At 35.1% G+C, this 18,341-nt stretch carries 18 protein-coding genes; 10 read left to right on the plus strand and 8 right to left on the minus strand.

The features are described 5' to 3' along the window. Positions 1-89: 89 nt before the first annotated feature. The 3 genes from modA to C8P67_RS20960 form a co-directional block, all read right to left on the minus strand. Complete coding sequence (modA, locus tag C8P67_RS20950) at positions 90-851, minus strand: molybdate ABC transporter substrate-binding protein (protein WP_115815154.1); 762 nt, start codon at positions 849-851, stop codon at positions 90-92. Positions 852-998: 147 nt separating this feature from the next. After that, on the minus strand, positions 999-2,390 hold the full coding sequence (locus tag C8P67_RS20955) for an alginate export family protein (protein ID WP_115815155.1): 1,392 nt from the start codon (positions 2,388-2,390) through the stop codon (positions 999-1,001). Positions 2,391-2,428: 38 nt separating this feature from the next. Beyond that, positions 2,429-2,776, minus strand: coding sequence for a winged helix-turn-helix domain-containing protein (locus C8P67_RS20960; RefSeq protein ID WP_115815156.1), 348 nt, complete (start codon positions 2,774-2,776; stop codon positions 2,429-2,431). A gap of 572 nt (positions 2,777-3,348) precedes the next feature. On the opposite strand from C8P67_RS20960, the gene C8P67_RS20965 reads away from it, so the two are divergent. The 6 genes from C8P67_RS20965 to C8P67_RS20995 all read left to right on the plus strand — a co-directional run bounded on the left by C8P67_RS20965 (position 3,349) and on the right by C8P67_RS20995 (position 9,909). Further along, positions 3,349-6,423: a leucine--tRNA ligase gene (locus C8P67_RS20965; RefSeq protein WP_115815157.1), complete on the plus strand. Its 3,075-nt coding sequence runs from the start codon at positions 3,349-3,351 to the stop codon at positions 6,421-6,423. Between the two features lie 370 nt (positions 6,424-6,793). Next, on the plus strand, positions 6,794-7,642 hold the full coding sequence (locus C8P67_RS20975; protein ID WP_115815159.1) for an alpha/beta fold hydrolase: 849 nt from the start codon (positions 6,794-6,796) through the stop codon (positions 7,640-7,642). A 2-nt stretch (positions 7,643-7,644) separates the two neighbouring features. After that, a complete protein-coding gene (locus C8P67_RS20980; protein WP_115815160.1) occupies positions 7,645-8,115 on the plus strand; it encodes an RNA polymerase sigma factor in 471 nt (156 codons plus the stop codon). Continuing rightward, the gene (locus C8P67_RS20985; protein WP_115815161.1) at positions 8,105-8,704 is read left to right on the plus strand and encodes a hypothetical protein; all 600 of its coding nucleotides are present in this window, start codon (positions 8,105-8,107) and stop codon (positions 8,702-8,704) included. Before C8P67_RS20980 ends, C8P67_RS20985 begins: the two co-directional genes overlap by 11 nt. Positions 8,705-8,951: 247 nt before the next feature. Next, positions 8,952-9,137 carry a hypothetical protein gene (locus C8P67_RS20990; protein ID WP_115815162.1) on the plus strand — a complete coding sequence of 62 codons (186 nt, stop codon included), beginning with the start codon at positions 8,952-8,954 and terminating at the stop codon, positions 9,135-9,137. A 91-nt stretch (positions 9,138-9,228) separates the two neighbouring features. Next, entirely contained in the window at positions 9,229-9,909 is a 681-nt protein-coding gene (locus C8P67_RS20995) for a zinc metallopeptidase (protein WP_115815163.1), read from the plus strand. A gap of 80 nt (positions 9,910-9,989) precedes the next feature. Here C8P67_RS20995 and C8P67_RS21000 read toward each other — a convergent pair whose 3' ends face one another. Both C8P67_RS21000 and C8P67_RS21005 read right to left on the minus strand, forming a co-directional pair. After that, entirely contained in the window at positions 9,990-10,739 is a 750-nt protein-coding gene (locus tag C8P67_RS21000) for a uroporphyrinogen-III synthase (protein ID WP_115815164.1), read from the minus strand. A gap of 13 nt (positions 10,740-10,752) precedes the next feature. Next, positions 10,753-11,424 carry a DUF4271 domain-containing protein gene (locus C8P67_RS21005; RefSeq protein ID WP_115815174.1) on the minus strand — a complete coding sequence of 224 codons (672 nt, stop codon included), beginning with the start codon at positions 11,422-11,424 and terminating at the stop codon, positions 10,753-10,755. A gap of 101 nt (positions 11,425-11,525) precedes the next feature. Between C8P67_RS21005 and C8P67_RS21010 the strand changes: the two genes are divergently transcribed. From C8P67_RS21010 to C8P67_RS21020, 3 genes are read left to right on the plus strand one after another with little or no spacing between them, the layout of a single operon-like run. Beyond that, positions 11,526-12,251 carry a polyprenol monophosphomannose synthase gene (locus tag C8P67_RS21010; protein ID WP_115815165.1) on the plus strand — a complete coding sequence of 242 codons (726 nt, stop codon included), beginning with the start codon at positions 11,526-11,528 and terminating at the stop codon, positions 12,249-12,251. An 11-nt stretch (positions 12,252-12,262) separates the two neighbouring features. Beyond that, complete coding sequence (locus C8P67_RS21015; RefSeq protein WP_115815166.1) at positions 12,263-13,603, plus strand: dihydroorotase; 1,341 nt, start codon at positions 12,263-12,265, stop codon at positions 13,601-13,603. 12 nt (positions 13,604-13,615) lie between these two features. After that, a complete protein-coding gene (locus tag C8P67_RS21020; protein WP_115815167.1) occupies positions 13,616-14,170 on the plus strand; it encodes a DUF4296 domain-containing protein in 555 nt (184 codons plus the stop codon). Between the two features lie 7 nt (positions 14,171-14,177). Here C8P67_RS21020 and C8P67_RS21025 read toward each other — a convergent pair whose 3' ends face one another. Continuing rightward, the gene (locus C8P67_RS21025) at positions 14,178-15,167 is read right to left on the minus strand and encodes an NAD-dependent epimerase/dehydratase family protein (protein ID WP_115815168.1); all 990 of its coding nucleotides are present in this window, start codon (positions 15,165-15,167) and stop codon (positions 14,178-14,180) included. A gap of 174 nt (positions 15,168-15,341) precedes the next feature. Here C8P67_RS21025 and tyrS point away from each other — a divergent pair, with 174 nt between their 5' ends. Then, positions 15,342-16,640, plus strand: coding sequence for a tyrosine--tRNA ligase (tyrS, locus tag C8P67_RS21030; protein WP_115815169.1), 1,299 nt, complete (start codon positions 15,342-15,344; stop codon positions 16,638-16,640). 67 nt (positions 16,641-16,707) lie between these two features. On the opposite strand, the gene C8P67_RS21035 is transcribed toward tyrS, so the two are convergent. Both C8P67_RS21035 and C8P67_RS21040 read right to left on the minus strand, forming a co-directional pair. Beyond that, on the minus strand, positions 16,708-17,688 hold the full coding sequence (locus tag C8P67_RS21035) for a LuxE/PaaK family acyltransferase (protein WP_170141502.1): 981 nt from the start codon (positions 17,686-17,688) through the stop codon (positions 16,708-16,710). Between the two features lie 125 nt (positions 17,689-17,813). Continuing rightward, complete coding sequence (locus C8P67_RS21040; RefSeq protein ID WP_115815171.1) at positions 17,814-18,149, minus strand: T9SS type A sorting domain-containing protein; 336 nt, start codon at positions 18,147-18,149, stop codon at positions 17,814-17,816. Between the last annotated feature and the right edge of the window lie 192 nt (positions 18,150-18,341).

Genomic DNA, 18,341 nt, shown 5'->3' on the forward strand with positions numbered 1-18,341 from the left:
CCGCAAATTGCGCTGATTTTCGCAAATTATTTTAGCCACAAATTGCACAAGTTTTTACAAATGTAATTCGTGCAATTCGTGTTCAGCTTTTATTTCTGCGAATATCCGTAATATGTCAGGATTTTAATTGCTTTTTCAGACGAAATATAGTCATAAAATTGTTTTGCAACTGTATTTCCTTTGCCGTGTTTTAAAATTACACAGCCCTGCTCTAATCGTGAATGACTTTTTTGTGGAATGACATAATATTTACCGCGTTCTTTTATCATTGCCGGTGATAGTGCATCTGATAAAGCGATTATTCCAATATCGGCTGCGCCAAAAGCTGCAAACTGAGCGGCTTGAGCAATGTTTTCGCCAAATACCAAATTGTTTTTTACTTTAGTATACAGTTTGAAGTGTTTTAAACTCTCTATAGTTTTGGCGCCATAAGGAGCAGTTTTTGGATTTCCTATTGCAATTTTTTTTACTTTAGGATTCAGAAGTAAATTCATTTTCTCTATGTTGGGATCTAATTTTTTACTCCAAATTGCCAATCTTCCTATCGCATATAATTTTATTGGCGAAATGGCAAAACCATTGTTTTTTAACTGCGTTGGATAATTCATATCGGCCGAAAAAAACAAATCAAAAGGCGCTCCATTCGAAATCTGTTCATAGAATTTCCCGGAAGCTCCATAAGTAACCTGAATCTCATCGTTCGGATTTTTTTGTTTGTATACTTTCAGAATGGAATCCATTGCTGTCTTCAAATTCGCAGCAACAACGACAGTTGCTTTTTGCTGCGGAAAAACAGTATTTGCCACAAATAAAAGAACAAATAGAGAGAATGATTTTATTTTGGTTTTCATAGTAAGATGTAGTTGTTTAGTTTGAACTTTAAAATAGTTAGACCGCAGATTCGCAGATTAATTTTAATCACTTTTTTGGCACAAATTAAAAAGATTAGAAAAAGTTAATCTGTGGAAATCATTCTAATCTGTGGTAACTATAGAGTTTTATTTTTTTGAACTAAATAATTCAGGTTTAAAAGTAATCATTACATAACTCCAAAGCGGGGTAGAGTTGCTATTTCCTCCTTTTAAAACTTCCATGCTTTTGTCGGCAAAGAGATAAGAAAAACCCAGGTCAATGCTTGTGAAAGTGTTGTACTTGTATCTCAGAATCAAATCGTTTTCAAATCCTAAATACGGATCGACAACTTTTTTTTGAGCGTCTAAAATTTTATTTTCTAGATAAAACAAGTGAAAATCGGAGCGTATCGAGAGATTTTTATTCCAGTCATAATTCAAAAACAAATACGGATTTATCAGTCCTCCGTTTTGTACGTCTTTGGGGAAAGTGGTGAAATAATCCATATTTCCCATAAATTTCCACGCCACGCCATACAGCGGAACAAATGATTTGGATATTTCTGAAGGTTTTGTAGCATCATCACCGCTCATAATTTCGGCACCTAAGCGGGCTGTCCATTTTTGTAGTTTGTATTGTATTTCCGGCTGAAAATAATATGCCGAAATTTTGGTGCTAGATTGTAATTGTCCGTATTGGTAGTAACCGCTAAAAGTTAAGTATAAATTGTTTTTTTCGAATTCCAAACGTCCTCCGGAAGTTCCTCTTGTATATAATGTCTGCGAGTTGGTTTTGCTTTCGAAACTGTCAGCCGAGTTTATCGTTGTTAAAGTAAAATTGGGATTCAGCTTGGCTCTTAAATAATGTAAATTCAAAAGTTTGTAATTGTTGAAAGTTGTGGGAGAATAAGAAGTTTCAAAAATACGTTCGGAACTTTGATTGAAAGCGGTCAGCAATTCTGTTTCTATTTTATCATTTTTGTAGATAAGATCGATTCCGTCATGCGCTCGCCCTGTCTGGCTCCAGTTTGCGGCCGAGAATAAACGGCCGTTGTCTAGTTCTACTTTTTGGCGTCCTAGTCTTGCTGAGAAATTTTCAAGAATCTCAACTTCGGCGAAGGCTTCGTACACATTTAGAGATCCCGTTACCGATGCTTGTCCGTATTGTCCCCAAACCCGAATGTCTTGAATTGAAGTCAGGAATTTAAACTTCGGCTGTTCGTAACTGATGTTTAAACGGCTTCTTTGTGACGCAAAAAAAGCTGGTTTTGTTGTGTCGTTTGGTAATTGCCTGTATCCGTTGCGGTATTCGCCTCTGGGTCTAAACTCCAATCCGACTGTAAATATTTTATTTTCTGAAGTTACTTTTTGATTAAAACTTTCCAAAACCAATAATGAATCGGCTTCGCGCTGTGTGATGATTTTTTTCTGGACTAATAAATTGGTTACACTGCTGTTTATTTGAGCCGATGCATTTATGCTAAAAAATAAAGCGGTTAAAGTGAATGTAAAGTATAATAAATATTTTTTTGGTTTCATTTGAAAGTTGTGGTTGTATAGCTAAGGTTTTATAAATATTAAAATTTTAAATTCTCCGTTTCTTTTTGAGCAAAATCCTTAATTCGTTTTTCGATTTCATAAAATGTCTGAATGGCTCTTTCGCCGGCTTCGGTCAGCCTTGCACCGCCACCGCCTTTTCCTCCGAGCAGTTTTTCTACCAAAGGACTTTCGGCGCGCTGGTTCATCTCTTCTACTAATTGCCAAGCTTGACGGTATGCCATTTTCATTTCTTTGGAAGCATTGGTTATCGAACCTGTTTTTTTGATATTCTCCAAAAGCCATATTTTTCCAATTCCTAAAAACGGTCCTTCGGTTTCTTCAATCCAAATGCGAACTTCGATATTGTATTTTTTAGTAGCTGTCATTAGGTGTGTTTTTTAAAACATACTGCAAACATAAGTATTTTTACTTATAAAAAAGTGACGCTTTTGATTTTTTATTTAATGTTAACTCTCGCAAAGGCGCGAAGACGCAAAGTTATGATTGTGTTTCTTTGCGCCTTCGCGTCTCTGAGAGAATCCTATTTGGATAATATTTAAAATACAGAAATGTTGATGCTTAGCCCCGATAGCAGTGAAAATCCTTTTGTGCCGGGGTTCGGCACAAAAGATTGTAACGAATAGCGGGACTGAAGTTGTAAAATGCACGAAATGTTCTGCTCCTAAAAACAATTAAAAATTTAGTGTTTAATTTTTTTATCGGCTAAAATCTGCCAAATCTGCGTGAAAAAATTAGCACGCAGATTTGGCAGATTCACGCAGATTTTTTTATGATGATAAATAAACAAAAGGTTTTACTTCAAAATCAATGAATCGATGTGTTTTTAATAAAAAATAGCTTTGGTAACAAGCAACAATAAATGTAAATTTGCCAACTGAAAAATAAGAGAAAAAATCTCAGAAACTTAGTTACTCAGTAGCTTAGCAACTCCAACGAAATGAAATACAATCCGAACGAAATAGAAGCCAAATGGCAAAAATACTGGGCTGATAACAAAACTTTTAAAGCCGAAAACGATTCTGAAAAACCAAAGCATTATGTTTTGGATATGTTTCCGTATCCATCGGGGGCGGGTTTGCACGTGGGGCATCCGCTGGGGTACATTGCATCGGATGTGTATTCCCGTTTTAAAAGGTATCAGGGTTTTAATGTGTTGCACCCGATGGGGTATGACAGTTTTGGACTTCCGGCGGAGCAATATGCGATTCAGACCGGACAACGTCCTGAGGATACGACCCGTGTAAACATTGACGGTGGAGTGGACAAGGAAGGAAAAGTGATTGCGGGTTACAGAAAGCAGTTGGATAATATAGGATTTTCATTTGATTGGGATCGTGAAGTACGTACTTCGAATCCTGATTATTACAAACATACACAGTGGATTTTTATCCAATTGTTCAATTCGTGGTACAATAAAGACAGTGACAAAGCCGAGGATATTTCGACTTTGACGGCTGTTTTCGAGAAAGAAGGAAATGCGAATGTAAATGCGGTTTGCGATGGTGCTATTGAAGCTTTTTCGGCTGGTGAATGGAACGCTTTCGCAAAAGAAACGCAGGAGAGTATTTTGTTGCAATATAGATTGACTTATTTGGCGGAAACCGAAGTAAACTGGTGTCCTGGATTGGGAACGGTTTTGGCTAATGATGAAATCGTAAACGGCGTTTCGGAACGTGGTGGATATCCTGTGATTCGTAAAAAAATGACGCAATGGAGTATGCGAATTTCTGCTTATGCGGAGCGTTTACTGCAAGGTTTGAATGATATTGATTGGAGTGAATCTATAAAAGAAAGCCAAAGGAATTGGATTGGAAAATCGGTTGGGGCGATGGTTTCTTTCAAAGTCGAAAGTCAAAAGTCGAAAGTCGAAAGTGAGCAACAATATATTGATGTGTTTACCACAAGACCTGATACAATTTTTGGTGTAACATTCATGACTCTAGCTCCAGAACACGAACTAGTTTCACAAATCACAACTCCAGAACAAAAAGCCGAAGTTGAAGCCTATATCGAAAAAACAGCAAAACGTTCCGAAAGAGAGCGTATGGCCGATGTAAAAACTATTTCGGGTGTGTTTACGGGAGCTTTTGCTGAGCATCCGTTTACGAAAGAGCCGATTCCGGTTTGGATTGGGGATTATGTTTTGGCGGGTTATGGAACCGGAGCTGTTATGGCGGTTCCTTGCGGTGACGAAAGAGATTATGCTTTTGCCAATTTCTTCAAAGGGCAGAACGGAATGCAGGAAATCAAAAATATTTTTGCGAATGTGGATATTTCGGAATCAGCGTATGGTTCGAAAGACAATGTAGAAATTGCTAATTCGGATTTTCTGAATGGTTTGAATTATAAAGAAGCGACCAAAAAAGTTATTGAAGAACTTGAAAAATTAGGTCAGGGAAAAGGTAAAACCAATTACCGTTTGCGTGATGCGGTTTTCTCCCGTCAAAGATATTGGGGTGAGCCATTCCCTGTATATTATGTGAATGGATTACCACAAATGATTGATGCGCAACATTTGCCTATTATTTTGCCTGAAGTAGAGAAATACTTGCCAACCGAAGATGGATTGCCACCTCTCGGAAATTCTAATAAATGGGCTTGGAACACAGTAACTAATGATGTTGATTTTAATGAAAAAATTGACAATAAAACCATTTTTCCTTTAGAATTAAACACCATGCCAGGTTGGGCTGGAAGTTCGTGGTATTGGATGCGTTATATGGATGCTGAAAATCCTAATGAATTTGCCAGCAAAGAAGCATTGAAATATTGGGAAAGCGTGGATTTATACATTGGCGGAAGCGAACACGCAACTGGACATTTGTTGTATTCCCGTTTCTGGAACAAATTCTTAAAAGACAAAGGTTTTGCACCAACCGAAGAACCATTCAAAAAACTGATTAATCAGGGGATGATTTTGGGACAAAGTGCTTTTGTGTATAGAGTTATTCCATCAATTTTGAGTGATGATAAAACAGAAATGCTTCGTAAAGGAAATGCTTTACCTCCTATATTTATTTCAAAGAATTTATTAGGGGATTTTGCAATTTCTAATGAAAAAAATGAGTTAAGATATTTTTTAAGAGATGAAAAATCTGAAATTGTTTACAGTACAATTGAAAAACTAATTGAAAAACATTCAGGATTTTTAAAGAATATTGAAGGTTATGAAATAACATTTAATATACAATATCATTTACCTGTCGATGTCAATTTGGTTAATACATCAGATGAACTAAATCTTGAAGGATATAAAAATTGGCGTCAAGAATATAAAGATGCTGAATTCATTTTAGAAAACGGAAAATACATCGTTGGTCGCGAAGTCGAAAAAATGTCAAAATCGAAATACAATGTCGTAACTCCAGATGATATTTGTGAAGAATATGGTGCCGATACCTTGCGTTTATACGAAATGTTTTTAGGACCATTGGAACAGGCAAAACCTTGGAACACTGCTGGAATTTCGGGAGTGTTTGGTTTCCTTAAAAAATTATGGAGATTGTATTTTGATGACAACGGTTTAATCGTAAACAACGACGAACCAACAAAAGACAACCTAAAATCATTGCACAAAACCATCAAAAAAGTAGCGGATGATATTGAGAGTTTCTCTTTCAATACTTCGGTTTCGCAGTTTATGATTTGTGTAAATGAATTGTCTTCGCAAAATTGTCATTCTCGTGCTATTCTAGAGCCGTTGGCGATTGTGATTTCGCCTTATGCACCACACATCGCCGAAGAACTGTGGTCGTTGTTAGGAAATACCGAATCAATTGCAACAGTTGCTTTCCCTGTTTTTGAAGCAAAACATTTGGTGGAATCGGAAAAAGAATATCCGGTTTCTTTCAACGGAAAAATGCGTTTCACCATCAAATTGCCTTTGGATTTAACCAAAGAACAAATTGAGGAAATCGTTATGAAAGACGAAAGAACCCAAAAACAACTCGACGGAAAAACACCAAACAAGGTGATTATCGTTCCGGGGAAAATTATCAATTTGGTTGGGTAACATTCGTGTCGTAGAGACGCACGTACAGGGTGCAAATTGTATTGTAGAGATGCACTGCAGTGCGTCTCTACTGTTATACGTTTGTACAATACGTAACAGTGATTTGTAGAGATACACGTTGCGTTTGAATGCAGATATTGGTAGAGATGCACTGCAGTGCATCTTTACATAACGTGTATCATTACGTTCAAATATCCAAAAAAAATAAAATCCAAATTCCAAATAACATTGGAATTTGGATTTTTTTTGCCCTGATTTTACTGGGGTTTAGAAAGAATATTTATTTTTTTTTAATTTTTTTTGTAACATTTTAATAGTTGCCGTATCCAAAGGCAGGATCCGATTAATTAACAATTTAAAACTATTAAAAATGAAAAAATATATCTTCTTAGTTATCGCTTTATTGTTTTCGGCATTATGTGTAAATGTGTTTGCGCAAACAAAATCATATCCTTTTGAGGTTGTAAAATCAGGAAAAGAAAAACAATCTATTGTATTCTTGCCAGGATTTGCCAGTTCTGGAGATGTTTGGAATGACACAAAAGCCAATTTTGAAAAAGATTATACGTGTTATACTTTTACAATGGCCGGTTTCGCAGGCGTTAAATCGCAGCCAAATGCTTCGTTCAAAAATTGGGAAACCGAAATTGTAAACTATATTAGAGCCAATAAAATAGAAAAACCTATCATAGTAGGTCACAGCATGGGCGGAGGACTTGCATTAGCCATCGCTTCCGATTATCCGGATTTAATGAGTAAAATTGTTGTTGTTGATGCACTTCCTTGTCTGTCGGCTTTGAGAGATCCTTCTTTTAAATCGAAAGAAAACAACGACTGTTCATCAATAGTAAATCCAATAAACGCAATGTCTGAGGATGAATTTCTTCAGATGCAAAAAAGAAATATGGCTATGCTTTTGGCAGATCCTTCAAAGCAGGATGAAGCAATCAGCTGGAGCATGAAATCGGACAGAAAGACGTTTGGCGAAATGTACTGCGATTTTTCTAATACTGATTTGCGTGACAAAATAGCAGCGATAAAATGTCCTTCATTAATATTGCTGGAATTTGGTTTTTCGAATTACAAAGAGCCTATCGAAGCACAGTATAAAAACTTAAAAACAGCCAGTTTTCAGTATTCAACCAAAGGATTGCACTTTATCATGTATGACGATAAAGAATGGTATATGGCACAACTGCATAATTTTATAAAATCATAAGAATGGAATTCGAAAATATTTATAAAACATATTGGGACAGAATATTCAGGCTTTGCATGGGTTTTGTCAATGATTATGATGCAGCTCAAGACTTGGCTCAGGAGACCTTTATAATTGTCTGGCAAAAATTAGACACTTTTAGAAACGAATCGGGCATAGGAACCTGGATTTTCAGGATTGCTTCCAACAATTGTTTAAGGCAGATCGAGAAAGAGAAACGTTTCTCAAAATCGGAACTTCCCATTCATTTAAGCGAAGAAAAACAGCCCTCATTAGAACCGCAGATTCAGTTTTTGTACAAATGCATAGCTGAATTGCCCGAAACGGAACGTATCATCATTTCACTGGAACTCGAAGATGTTAAACAGGCTGAAATAGCCAAAATCGTCGGCCTTTCTGAAGCCAATATCAGAGTGAAAATCCACAGAATAAAAGAAAAACTGACTCAAAAATTTAAAGAAAATGGAAAATAATATAGATTTCAAAAACTTATGGAAACAGCAGTCTGTAAGTCCCCCAAATATGGAAGAATTGCTTTCTAAAGTAAAGCATTTCAAGAGCGTAAGCATGCGAAAATTAGTGATAACAAATGTACTTCTTATAGCAACAAGTTTCTTTATAGGTTTTATATGGTATCGTTATCAGCCGGAGTTAATATCAACCAAAATCGGGATCGTTTTAATCATTTTTGCAATGGTCCTTTATTTATTCGTTTATAACAAATTAATCACATTTTATAAAACTATTGACGACAATCAAAGCAATAGCGAATACCTGCAGAAATTAATTTCAATTAAAGCAAAACAGCACTACCTGCAGTCCAGCGTATTGAGTCTTTATTTCATATTGCTTGGATCTGGACTCAGCTTGTATATGTACGAATATGCATCACGCATGACAATCCTTTGGGCGATTGTCGCTTATGCAGTAACGCTGGGCTGGATCGGTTTTACGTGGTTTTATTTGAGACCGAAAGAAATCAAAAAAGAACAAAACAGAATCAATACCTTGATAGCCAAATTTGAAGCAGTAAATAATCAGCTGAATGCCGATGAAGAGTAATAAAATTTAGGAGCAGAAAGATTAGGCATTTTAGGAAGCATCTGTCCCGCTTTCCATTACAATCTTGCGGGCTGAACCCCAGCCCACAAGGATTTCCACTTCAATCGGGGCTAAAGAGAGAGATTTTGCTTTTTGGCTGTCATTTAAAAAAAATACAAATCCCAAATTCCAATTTCACGATTGGAATTTGGGATTTTTTTGTGTAACAATTTTTACGGTTTTGTAACCAATATTAAAAACATAAAAAATGAAAAAACACGAAGTTCATATTTTGAAAAAATCGGCTGGATTTTCCAGCATGAAAGACGAATTATCACGAGAAGTAGAAGTTTTCTTGAATACTAAGTCTGCGGAAGGCTATGAAGTTATCAATGTATCTTTTACGTACTATGAAGCTACGGAATTAATAGCCTTTATTACAATTTGTAAATAATTATAAAATGCCAAAATGACACAGTTACATTTTGGTTCAGATTTTGATGTTTAACTTGTAGATTTTAAACATTAAATTAAAAACAAAAAATATGGGAATGAGTTATTTAATACTTGCGGGCGGTATTATGCTTGCAAGTTGGTTAGTGAGTTCTACACTAAAGAGCAAGTTTGAGTTTTATTCGAAACTGCATTTACAAAACGGAATGTCAGGCGCCGAAATTGCCGAAAAAATGCTCGCCGATCACGGAATACGTGACGTTCGCGTAATTTCAACGCCAGGTCAATTGACAGACCATTACAATCCGGCTGACAAAACAGTTAATCTGAGCGAGGCAGTTTATAATCAAAGAAACGCAGCGGCTGCAGCAGTTGCAGCGCACGAATGCGGTCACGCGGTACAGCATGCCGTGGGTTATCAGTGGCTGACGATGCGTTCACAATTGGTGCCAATTGTTAATGTTGCATCTTCTTTCATGCAGTGGATTCTGTTAGCGGGAATCTTGATGATTAGAACTTTTCCGTCACTTTTATTGATAGGAATTGTGATTTTTGCAGTGACAACTTTGTTTTCTATAGTAACCTTGCCGGTAGAATATGACGCGAGTAACAGAGCTTTGGCTTGGTTAGAAAATAAAAGAATGCTAACACAGCAGGAGCATGCGGGAGCAAAAGATTCATTAAAATGGGCGGCCAGAACTTATGTGGTTGCTGCATTAGGTTCTATCGCTACTTTATTGTATTATGTTTCTATTTATATGAATAGGAGGTAAGAAAGGAAATCTCAAATAAAAAAATCCAAATTTCAATAGTACTATTGAAATTTGGATTTAAAATATTGTTTAAAATATAACTATTTTGCTTTGTTAACTTCGACGATGTATTTCTCTAAAGCCATTGTCATTGACGGTGTTCCTGGTGTCGGCGCCATAATGTCTACACGTAATCCGTGGTCAAGAGCTTCTTTTTGAGTAGTACTGCCAAAAACGGCTATTCGAGTATTGTTTTGTTCAAAATCAGGAAAATTTTTATATAATGATTTTATTCCTGTCGGACTGAAGAAAGCTAAAACATCATAATAAACATCTGCCAAATCAGATAAATCGCTCATCACAGTTTTGTAAAAAGTAGCTGGAGTCCAATCTACTTTTAAAGCATTTAATGTAACTGGGATGTCTGCGTTTAATTGGTCCGAAGCAGGAAGTAAGAACTTCTCGTCTTTGTACTTTTTTATCAAAGGTGATAAATCAGCAAAATCTTTTGGTCCAACGTAAATTTTACGTTTTCTGTACACAACGTATTTTTGCAGGTAAAATGCAATCGCTTCAGATTGACAGAAGTATTTTAGTCCTTCAGGGATTTTATAACGCATTTCTTCTGCCACTCTAAAAAAATGATCTACACCATTTTTACTTGTCAATATAATAGCAGAATAATTGTTTAGATCAATTTTTTGAAGTCTAATTTCTTTCGCGCTTACTCCTTCTACGTGAATAAAAGGTCTGAAATCAATTTTTACTTTATGCTTTTGCTGCAGCTCAAAGTATGGAGAATTTTCCACTTTAGGTTCTGGTTGGGATACCAAAATTGTTTTCACTTTCATAATTTAATAATTTCTAAGCGCTATCTTTTGTAAACCAATAATACATAAAATAATAGGGTGCTATTTCAAGAGTGCAAAGATATAAAATAAAATAAAACAACTTACTGAAAATTTCTTTTCTGTAATTTTTTAATGAAAATATATAAAGTAAAACGTTCAGAGCTACTATACTATATAGAACCAGCAACGGTATATTTTTTAAAATAGAGTCGTAATAGTATAAGATAATGTCGATTGGCAGTAATAATAACCCGACATAAGTTCGGTATGTAACCTTTTGTAAATTAAAGTGTTCGATATATTCTTCGATCTGGAATGCAGTACCGGCGATTTTTTCGATTAAAAGTTTCGACAGAATGAAGTAAACAACAAAAGTGAAAATCTGAATAAAAAGTATCCAGTCTGTTTTTGATCCGTAACCAAAATTACTGAGCAAAATTTGAATAAAAAATGAAAACGAAATTATCTGGACAAAGAATAATGAAATAGAAAACATACTCATTAAGTTGCTGCTGTCTCTGTATATTCGGATGTATTTGTCGGAGAAAATTAATTTGATAAAGTCTTCAAAGCGATTTTCGTGAATGGATTTTGTCAAGGCGATAATGCCCATAGCCAAAATAAAAACGATAGTTACCCAATCGCTGCTGTCGGTTATTCTTGGATGAAGTACGTGTTCAGTCATAATTAGAGCAAAATTAGTGATTTTTATAACATTATTTATTATAATTTTATTATAATCAAATGGCATAAAAAGGTTACTTTTGCATCGAAATTACGCGTAATATGAACAATTGCATTGTTATAATTCCTACCTATAACGAAATTGAAAACATCGAAAGTATTATTAGAGCTGTGCTCTCTCAGCACAAACCTTTCCATGTAGTGATTATTGATGATAATTCTCCAGATCGTACCGCGGATAAAGTAGTTATGCTTCAGGAAGAATATAAAGGCAGGCTGTTTTTAGAGAAAAGAGCTGAAAAAGCAGGTTTGGGTACCGCTTATGTTCATGGCTTTAAATGGGCATTAAAAAATAATTATGATTTTATTTTTGAAATGGATGCCGATTTTTCTCACAATCCTAATGATTTAGAAAAACTATACGATGCCTGCCATTTTGGAGATGCCGATCTAGCAATTGGTTCTCGTTATGTAACAGGTGTAAATGTAGTCAACTGGCCATTAAGCCGTGTTTTAATGTCTTATTTTGCATCGGTTTATGTCAGAATGATTACTGGAATGAAAATACATGATGCAACAGCAGGATTTGTATGTTATAAAAGAATAGTGCTTGAATCTATAAATTTAGACAGTATTAGATTTGTGGGATATGCTTTTCAGATTGAGATGAAATACCGCACCTATTGCAAAAAATTAGCCATTTCGGAAGTGCCTATCATTTTTACAGATAGAACTAAAGGGCAGTCCAAAATGAGTAATTCAATAATTATAGAAGCTGTATTTGGAGTTATTTTATTGCGTTTAAAAAAAATATTTAACAGTTTGTAAAATAGTATACTATGAATAGATATTTAATTAAGAATGCTAAAATAGTAAATGAAGGAGTTATTTTTGAAGGAGATGTTCTCATAGAGAATGATCTTATTGTGGAGATTTCGGATAATATTAGTTTGAAATCATCTGACTGCATGATTATTGATGCCGAAGGCAATTATCTTCTTCCTGGTGTTATTGATGATCAGGTGCATTTTAGAGAACCGGGACTTACTCATAAAGGAGACATAGAATCAGAATCCAGAGCTGCAGTTGCAGGAGGAATCACCTCTTTTATTGAACAGCCTAATACTGTTCCCAATGCTGTTACCCAAGAAATTTTAGAGGAAAAATATCAAATCGCTTCAGAGAAGTCTTTTGCTAATTATTCTTTTATGATGGGTGCTACCAATGATAATCTGGAAGAAGTATTAAAGACAAACCCTAAAAATGTTGCTGGTATTAAAATATTTCTGGGTTCTTCTACAGGAAATATGCTGGTAGATAATGAAGCAGTTTTAGAGAAAATCTTTTCATGTACTTCTATGCTGATTGCGGTTCATTGTGAAGATGAGCAGACTATCAAGAATAATTTAGAAAAATATAAAGAAGAATATGGTGAAGATGTTCCTGTAACGGCTCATCATCTTATCCGAAGTGAAGAAGCTTGTTATCTCTCTTCTTCAAAAGCAATTGCTTTGGCAAAGAAAACTGGTGCAAGACTGCATGTTTTTCATCTTTCTACTGCCAAAGAAATGGATTTGTTTACCAATAAAATTCCATTGGAAGAGAAAAAAATTACCGCTGAAGTCTGTGTGCATCATTTATGGTTTACTAATGATGATTATGAAACCAAAGGCAATTTTATCAAATGGAATCCAGCTGTAAAAACGGCTGCTGACCGTAAAGCTCTGTGGGAAGCGCTTAATGACGGACGTATTGATGTAATTGCTACCGATCACGCGCCTCACACATTGGAAGAAAAACAGCAAAAGTATTTACAGGCTCCTTCAGGAGGTCCGCTGGTACAGCACGCTCTTGTTGCAATGTTCGAAGCACATCATCAGGGAAAAATAAGCGTGGAGAAAATCGTTGAAAAGATGTGCCATAATCCTGCCAAGATTTTTAAAATTGAAAAAAGAGGATTTATAAAAGAAGGCTATTATGCTGACTTGGTAATTATCAACGCTGGCTTGCCTTGGAGTGTAAAGAAAGAAAATATACTTTCAAAATGTGGCTGGTCTCCTTTCGAAAAATATACTTTCAAATCTAGAATTACACATACTTTCGTTAATGGTAAATTGGTTTATTCAGGCTTTAAAGTAAAAGACATTCGTGCTGGACAAAGAATGCTTTTTGATCGCTAAATATAATTGTTAATGAAAAAAGTAGTATCTCTTTTTGTTTTAGGTATGTTGTTTTTTAGCTGCAATAAGGATTTGGTTGAAAAACCGGATGATCTTGTAGATAAAAAAATGATGGTAGATATTTTTTATGATATGTCGATTTTAGATGCGGTAAAGTATCAAAATCCAAATGTTTTATATGAAAACGGTATCAATCCAAAGACATATATTTTTAAAAAATACAAAGTTGACAGTCTTCGGTTTGCTAAAAGCAACGCTTATTATGCTGCAGATTATAAAGAGTATAAAAAGATGTTTGATGACTTGAACAACCGATTGAAAAAGGAAAAAGATGCTGTAGATTTGATTAATAAAAAGAACGAAAAGAAAGAAACAGCGCTTAAAAAAGCAAAAGGAAAGAAAATACAGGATTCTATAAAAAATCTGCAGAAACAAAAAGAATTGAAAATTAAAAAGGAGAAAGATTCTGCAGCTCAAGCTAAAAAGAAAAAGAGTCTGCTGGTCAAAAAAGAAAAAGACTCTATTAGCAAGACCAAAACAGAAAAAAGTTTAAAGCCTAAAAAATAGCAGGAATTTACAAAATAACAATTTCCTTTATATAATCATAAACGTCTGTGAATGTAAAATTCAAGGCGTTTTTTGTTTTTTCATTAGAATATAAATCGGTTGAATAAGATGATCTTGCAGTGGCTTTGCTAAGCTGTCTTTTTTTTCCAAAAAGGTTTGAAGTTATCCATTCCAAATTCGATAAACTGTTTATTATAAGAGGGGTGGCATGATATTTCGGCCTTCTTACTTTTAAAGCATCAGCAACAGCGAATAAAAAATCCTGAAACAGAATGTTTTGGCTAATGAGTGTGTAGCGTTCACCATGAATATCGCTTTCCATTAATTGATACAATATGTTTACAACATCTATAACTGCTGTAAAACCAGTAGATCCTTTAGTGTAGAAAGGCAATCCTTTTTTTACTTTTGCAAAAATTTCTCCGCTTCCCTGATTCCAAAATCCAGGACCTATAATGACACCGGGATTTACTATTACAACTTTCAGTCCTTCCTGCTGGCCGCGCCAAATTTCCATTTCGGCACCATATTTTGAAATCGCATAATCACTATGCAGTTTTTCGGGATTCCATTCGGTTTCTTCTGTAATGATAGATTCATGTGCAGCTAAATCTCCTAGAGCAGCTATCGAACTTACATGACAAAGTTTTTGGATGTTATAATTCAGGCAAAAATTGACAATGTTTGCGGTGCCTTCAATATTTGTTTTTCGGACAAGGTTTTCATCTTTTGGATCAAAAGAAATCATAGCTGCACAGTGATATACTTTGTCAATTCCCTGAAAGGCATTCTCTAAAGACGGAATGTCCAGAATGTCAGCTTGAGTCCATTCGATTAACTCGAAAAGTGAGGCTTTTTTGTATAGTGAAAATAGTGATTTTGTCTTTTGGATGTTATCCAAATTTCTATAAATTGCTCGAACTTGTTCACCTTTTTCTGTTAAGTGAATTAAGAGATGCGCGCCCACTAAACCTGTTCCTCCTGTGACTAATACCATATCTTACAAATGTAATAAGTTTAAAGTTTCTAAGTTTCTAAGTTTCTAAGTTTTTTACTGAAAGTTTGGGAATTCTTAAGTTGGTGAGTATGGTTTTGTTGACTCAATTCATAATTCATAATTTATAATTCATAATTGAATTACTATCTTTGCTCAAAATTGATTTTTATAGAAATGAAAAATATTATTTCCGAATTACAGTGGCGAGGATTGGTTCACGACATGATGCCAGGAACCGAAGAACAGCTTTTAAAAGAAATGACAACTACTTATATTGGATTTGACCCTACGTCAGATTCATTGCACATTGGAAGTCTGGTACCGATTATTTTATTGGTTCACCTTAAAAACTTTGGACACAAACCTATTGCTTTGGTTGGAGGTGCAACAGGAATGATTGGAGATCCGTCTGGAAAATCGGATGAGAGAAATTTATTGGACGAAGTTACCTTAAATAAAAATGTTGAAGGAATAAAAGGAGTTTTGTCTCGATTTTTGGACTTTAACGATACGGCAGCAAATGCTCCGGTTTTGGTAAATAACTATGATTGGATGAAAGGCTTGTCATTCATCAATTTTGCACGTGATGTTGGTAAAAGAATCACGGTGAATTATATGATGGCCAAGGATTCCGTGAAGAAACGTTTGTCTGGCGAAGGCGAGGGGATGTCGTTTACCGAGTTTACATACCAATTAATTCAGGGATACGATTTTTATCATCTGCATAAAGAATATAACTGTCTGCTTCAAATGGGAGGTTCGGATCAATGGGGAAATATTACCACTGGAACTGAATTAGTACGCCGTATGAATGTAGGTGAAGAAGCCAAAGCTTTTGCAATGACCTGCCCATTAATCACCAAAGCCGATGGTTCTAAATTCGGTAAATCCGAAGGAGGAAATGTGTGGCTGACTGCTGATAAAACTTCGGTTTATAAATTTTACCAGTTTTGGCTGAATACTACCGATGTGGATGCCGAAAAATACATCAAGATTTTTACTTTCTTAGGAAAAGAAGAAATTGATGTATTGATAGAAGAACATAAGACAGCACCGCATTTAAGAGCTTTGCAAAGAAAATTAGCCGAAGAATTAACTGTTTTTGTTCACTCTGCTGAAGAATTAGAAAAAGCTATTAAAGCTTCGAATATTCTTTTTGGAAATGCCACAGCCGATGATTTAAAAACTTTGGACGAAAAGACTTTCTTGGAAGTTTTTGATGGAGTGCCTCAAGCCGAAATTTCAAGAGGTGATGTTGAAGCAGGAATCGAGATTGTTACTGTTTTAAATGAAAAAACAGGATTTTTTAAGTCTAATGGTGAAGCAAGAAGAGCTTTAACGGCAAATTCAATTTCTGTTAATAAAGAGAAAGTAAACGAAACGTTTGTGCTTTCAGCAAAAGATTTAATCAATAATCAGTTTGTGTTATTGCAAAGCGGTAAGAAGAATTATTTTGTGATAAGGATTGTTTAATCGGTAAATTGTTTAACTGTTTAATCGTTTAGTTGATTCGATTTAACAAATCAACGATTAAACTTTTTTAAACCACCATCAGATTACACCCGCGGATATCAGAATTATCAAAACGTCCCAATACCTCGAAAGAGTTGTTGGGATATTTTTTGCCCAAATCCTGCGTGGCAATAAAGGAACACGAATTAATGTTGGCAAGGTCGATAACGTTAATTCCGCCCGTTTTTCCGTCGTTTATATAAGTTAAAGCGTCTTCGGTGTCACGAATGTGGATTTGCATCCAAGACGGGCATTCAAATACGCCGTTTCCCAGCGAATAAGCTTGCGCTAATAATTCGGTCATGCCGTATTCAGAATGGATTGCTGAAACTCCAAATCCGTTACAAAGCTGTTCGTGCAGTTCTTCCCGAATCATTTCTTTACGTCTGCCTTTCATGCCGCCTGTTTCCATAATAATGGTGTTTTGCAGTTTAAAGCTTTGTTTTTCGATTAAATCCAATAAAGCATAAGTTACCCCAATCAGAATTACATTTTGTCCAGCTTGGTCTAATTCAATCAATTTCTGAATTAATTCTTCGTGATTGTTGAGGTAAAATCCGCTGTTGCTGTTGTTTGTAAGCTGAATTAAATCTTCAACCATATGAATCAATGAAGAGCCTTCTCTTTCCAGATAAGATGGAAGGAGTGCCAAGACAACATAATCTTCTATATTTCCGTAAAACTGGGAAAATCCTTTGCGGTAACTTTCTTCATAAACAGAAACATCGGTAACTAAATGCCTGCTGGTTATAGCCCCAGTTGTCCCGCTGCTGGTGAAAGTAGTCTGGATTGGTTCACTGTTTGAGACAACGTCATGGCTTTTGAAAAACTGAATGGGTAAAAAAGGAATCTGATGCAGAGACTTTACTTTCTGCGGATTTGTTTTCAGTAGATCACAGAATTCCTGGTAAACCAAATTGTTTTCATATTGATGGCGGAATACTTTTAAAGCTATTTTTTCAAATTGCTTCTGACTCGAAATGGTAAATATGTCGCTGGCTGTTATCAAGTTCTTTTTTTGCAAAGGTATTGTTTTTCGATGCTTTTTTTAGTTTTTGATGTTCATGGTTTTAAAAAAAGGCATAAAAAAAGTTCCACTTAAAAATGGAACTTTTGTTACTGTATAGTGATGAATTACTGAACAATTAGTTTTCTGCTGCTTGCAGCACCTTCCTCAATTATTTTTATAATATAAACTCCAGGAGTTAAATTTGAAATATTTAGTTCTTTATTGCTGATAATGGTTTGTAGTACTTTTTTACCCAACACATCAAATATTATGATTTCTTTTTCGGAGTCTTTTTTTGAAGTAATATAAACTCTGCCGGTAGACACAGGATTTGGATACAAATTTAAACCTTCGATCGAAGTGTCTTCTTTTGTTTTTGGCTGTTTGATATCTTGTGCTAGAACACCAGTAGTAAAAAAAAGAGCCGTTAAGAGAGTAATATAAAAGTAGTTTTTCGCCATTAGCTTTATTTATTGAAGTAAAGATAGGAAAAAGTTTAATAGAAAAAAAACATCCTAAAATTTTAGGATGTTTTTAATGTTTATTGGTCTCAGATTCGGGTTTAAAACCCTGCAATTTATTGCAGTACTTTAGTAATGCGAAAAAATCTTTACCTTTAGATTATGAGCACAGATTTAAGAAAAGGTTCGCAT

This window comes from Flavobacterium aquicola (assembly GCF_003385115.1).
Classification (GTDB): Bacteria; Bacteroidota; Bacteroidia; order Flavobacteriales; family Flavobacteriaceae; genus Flavobacterium; species Flavobacterium aquicola.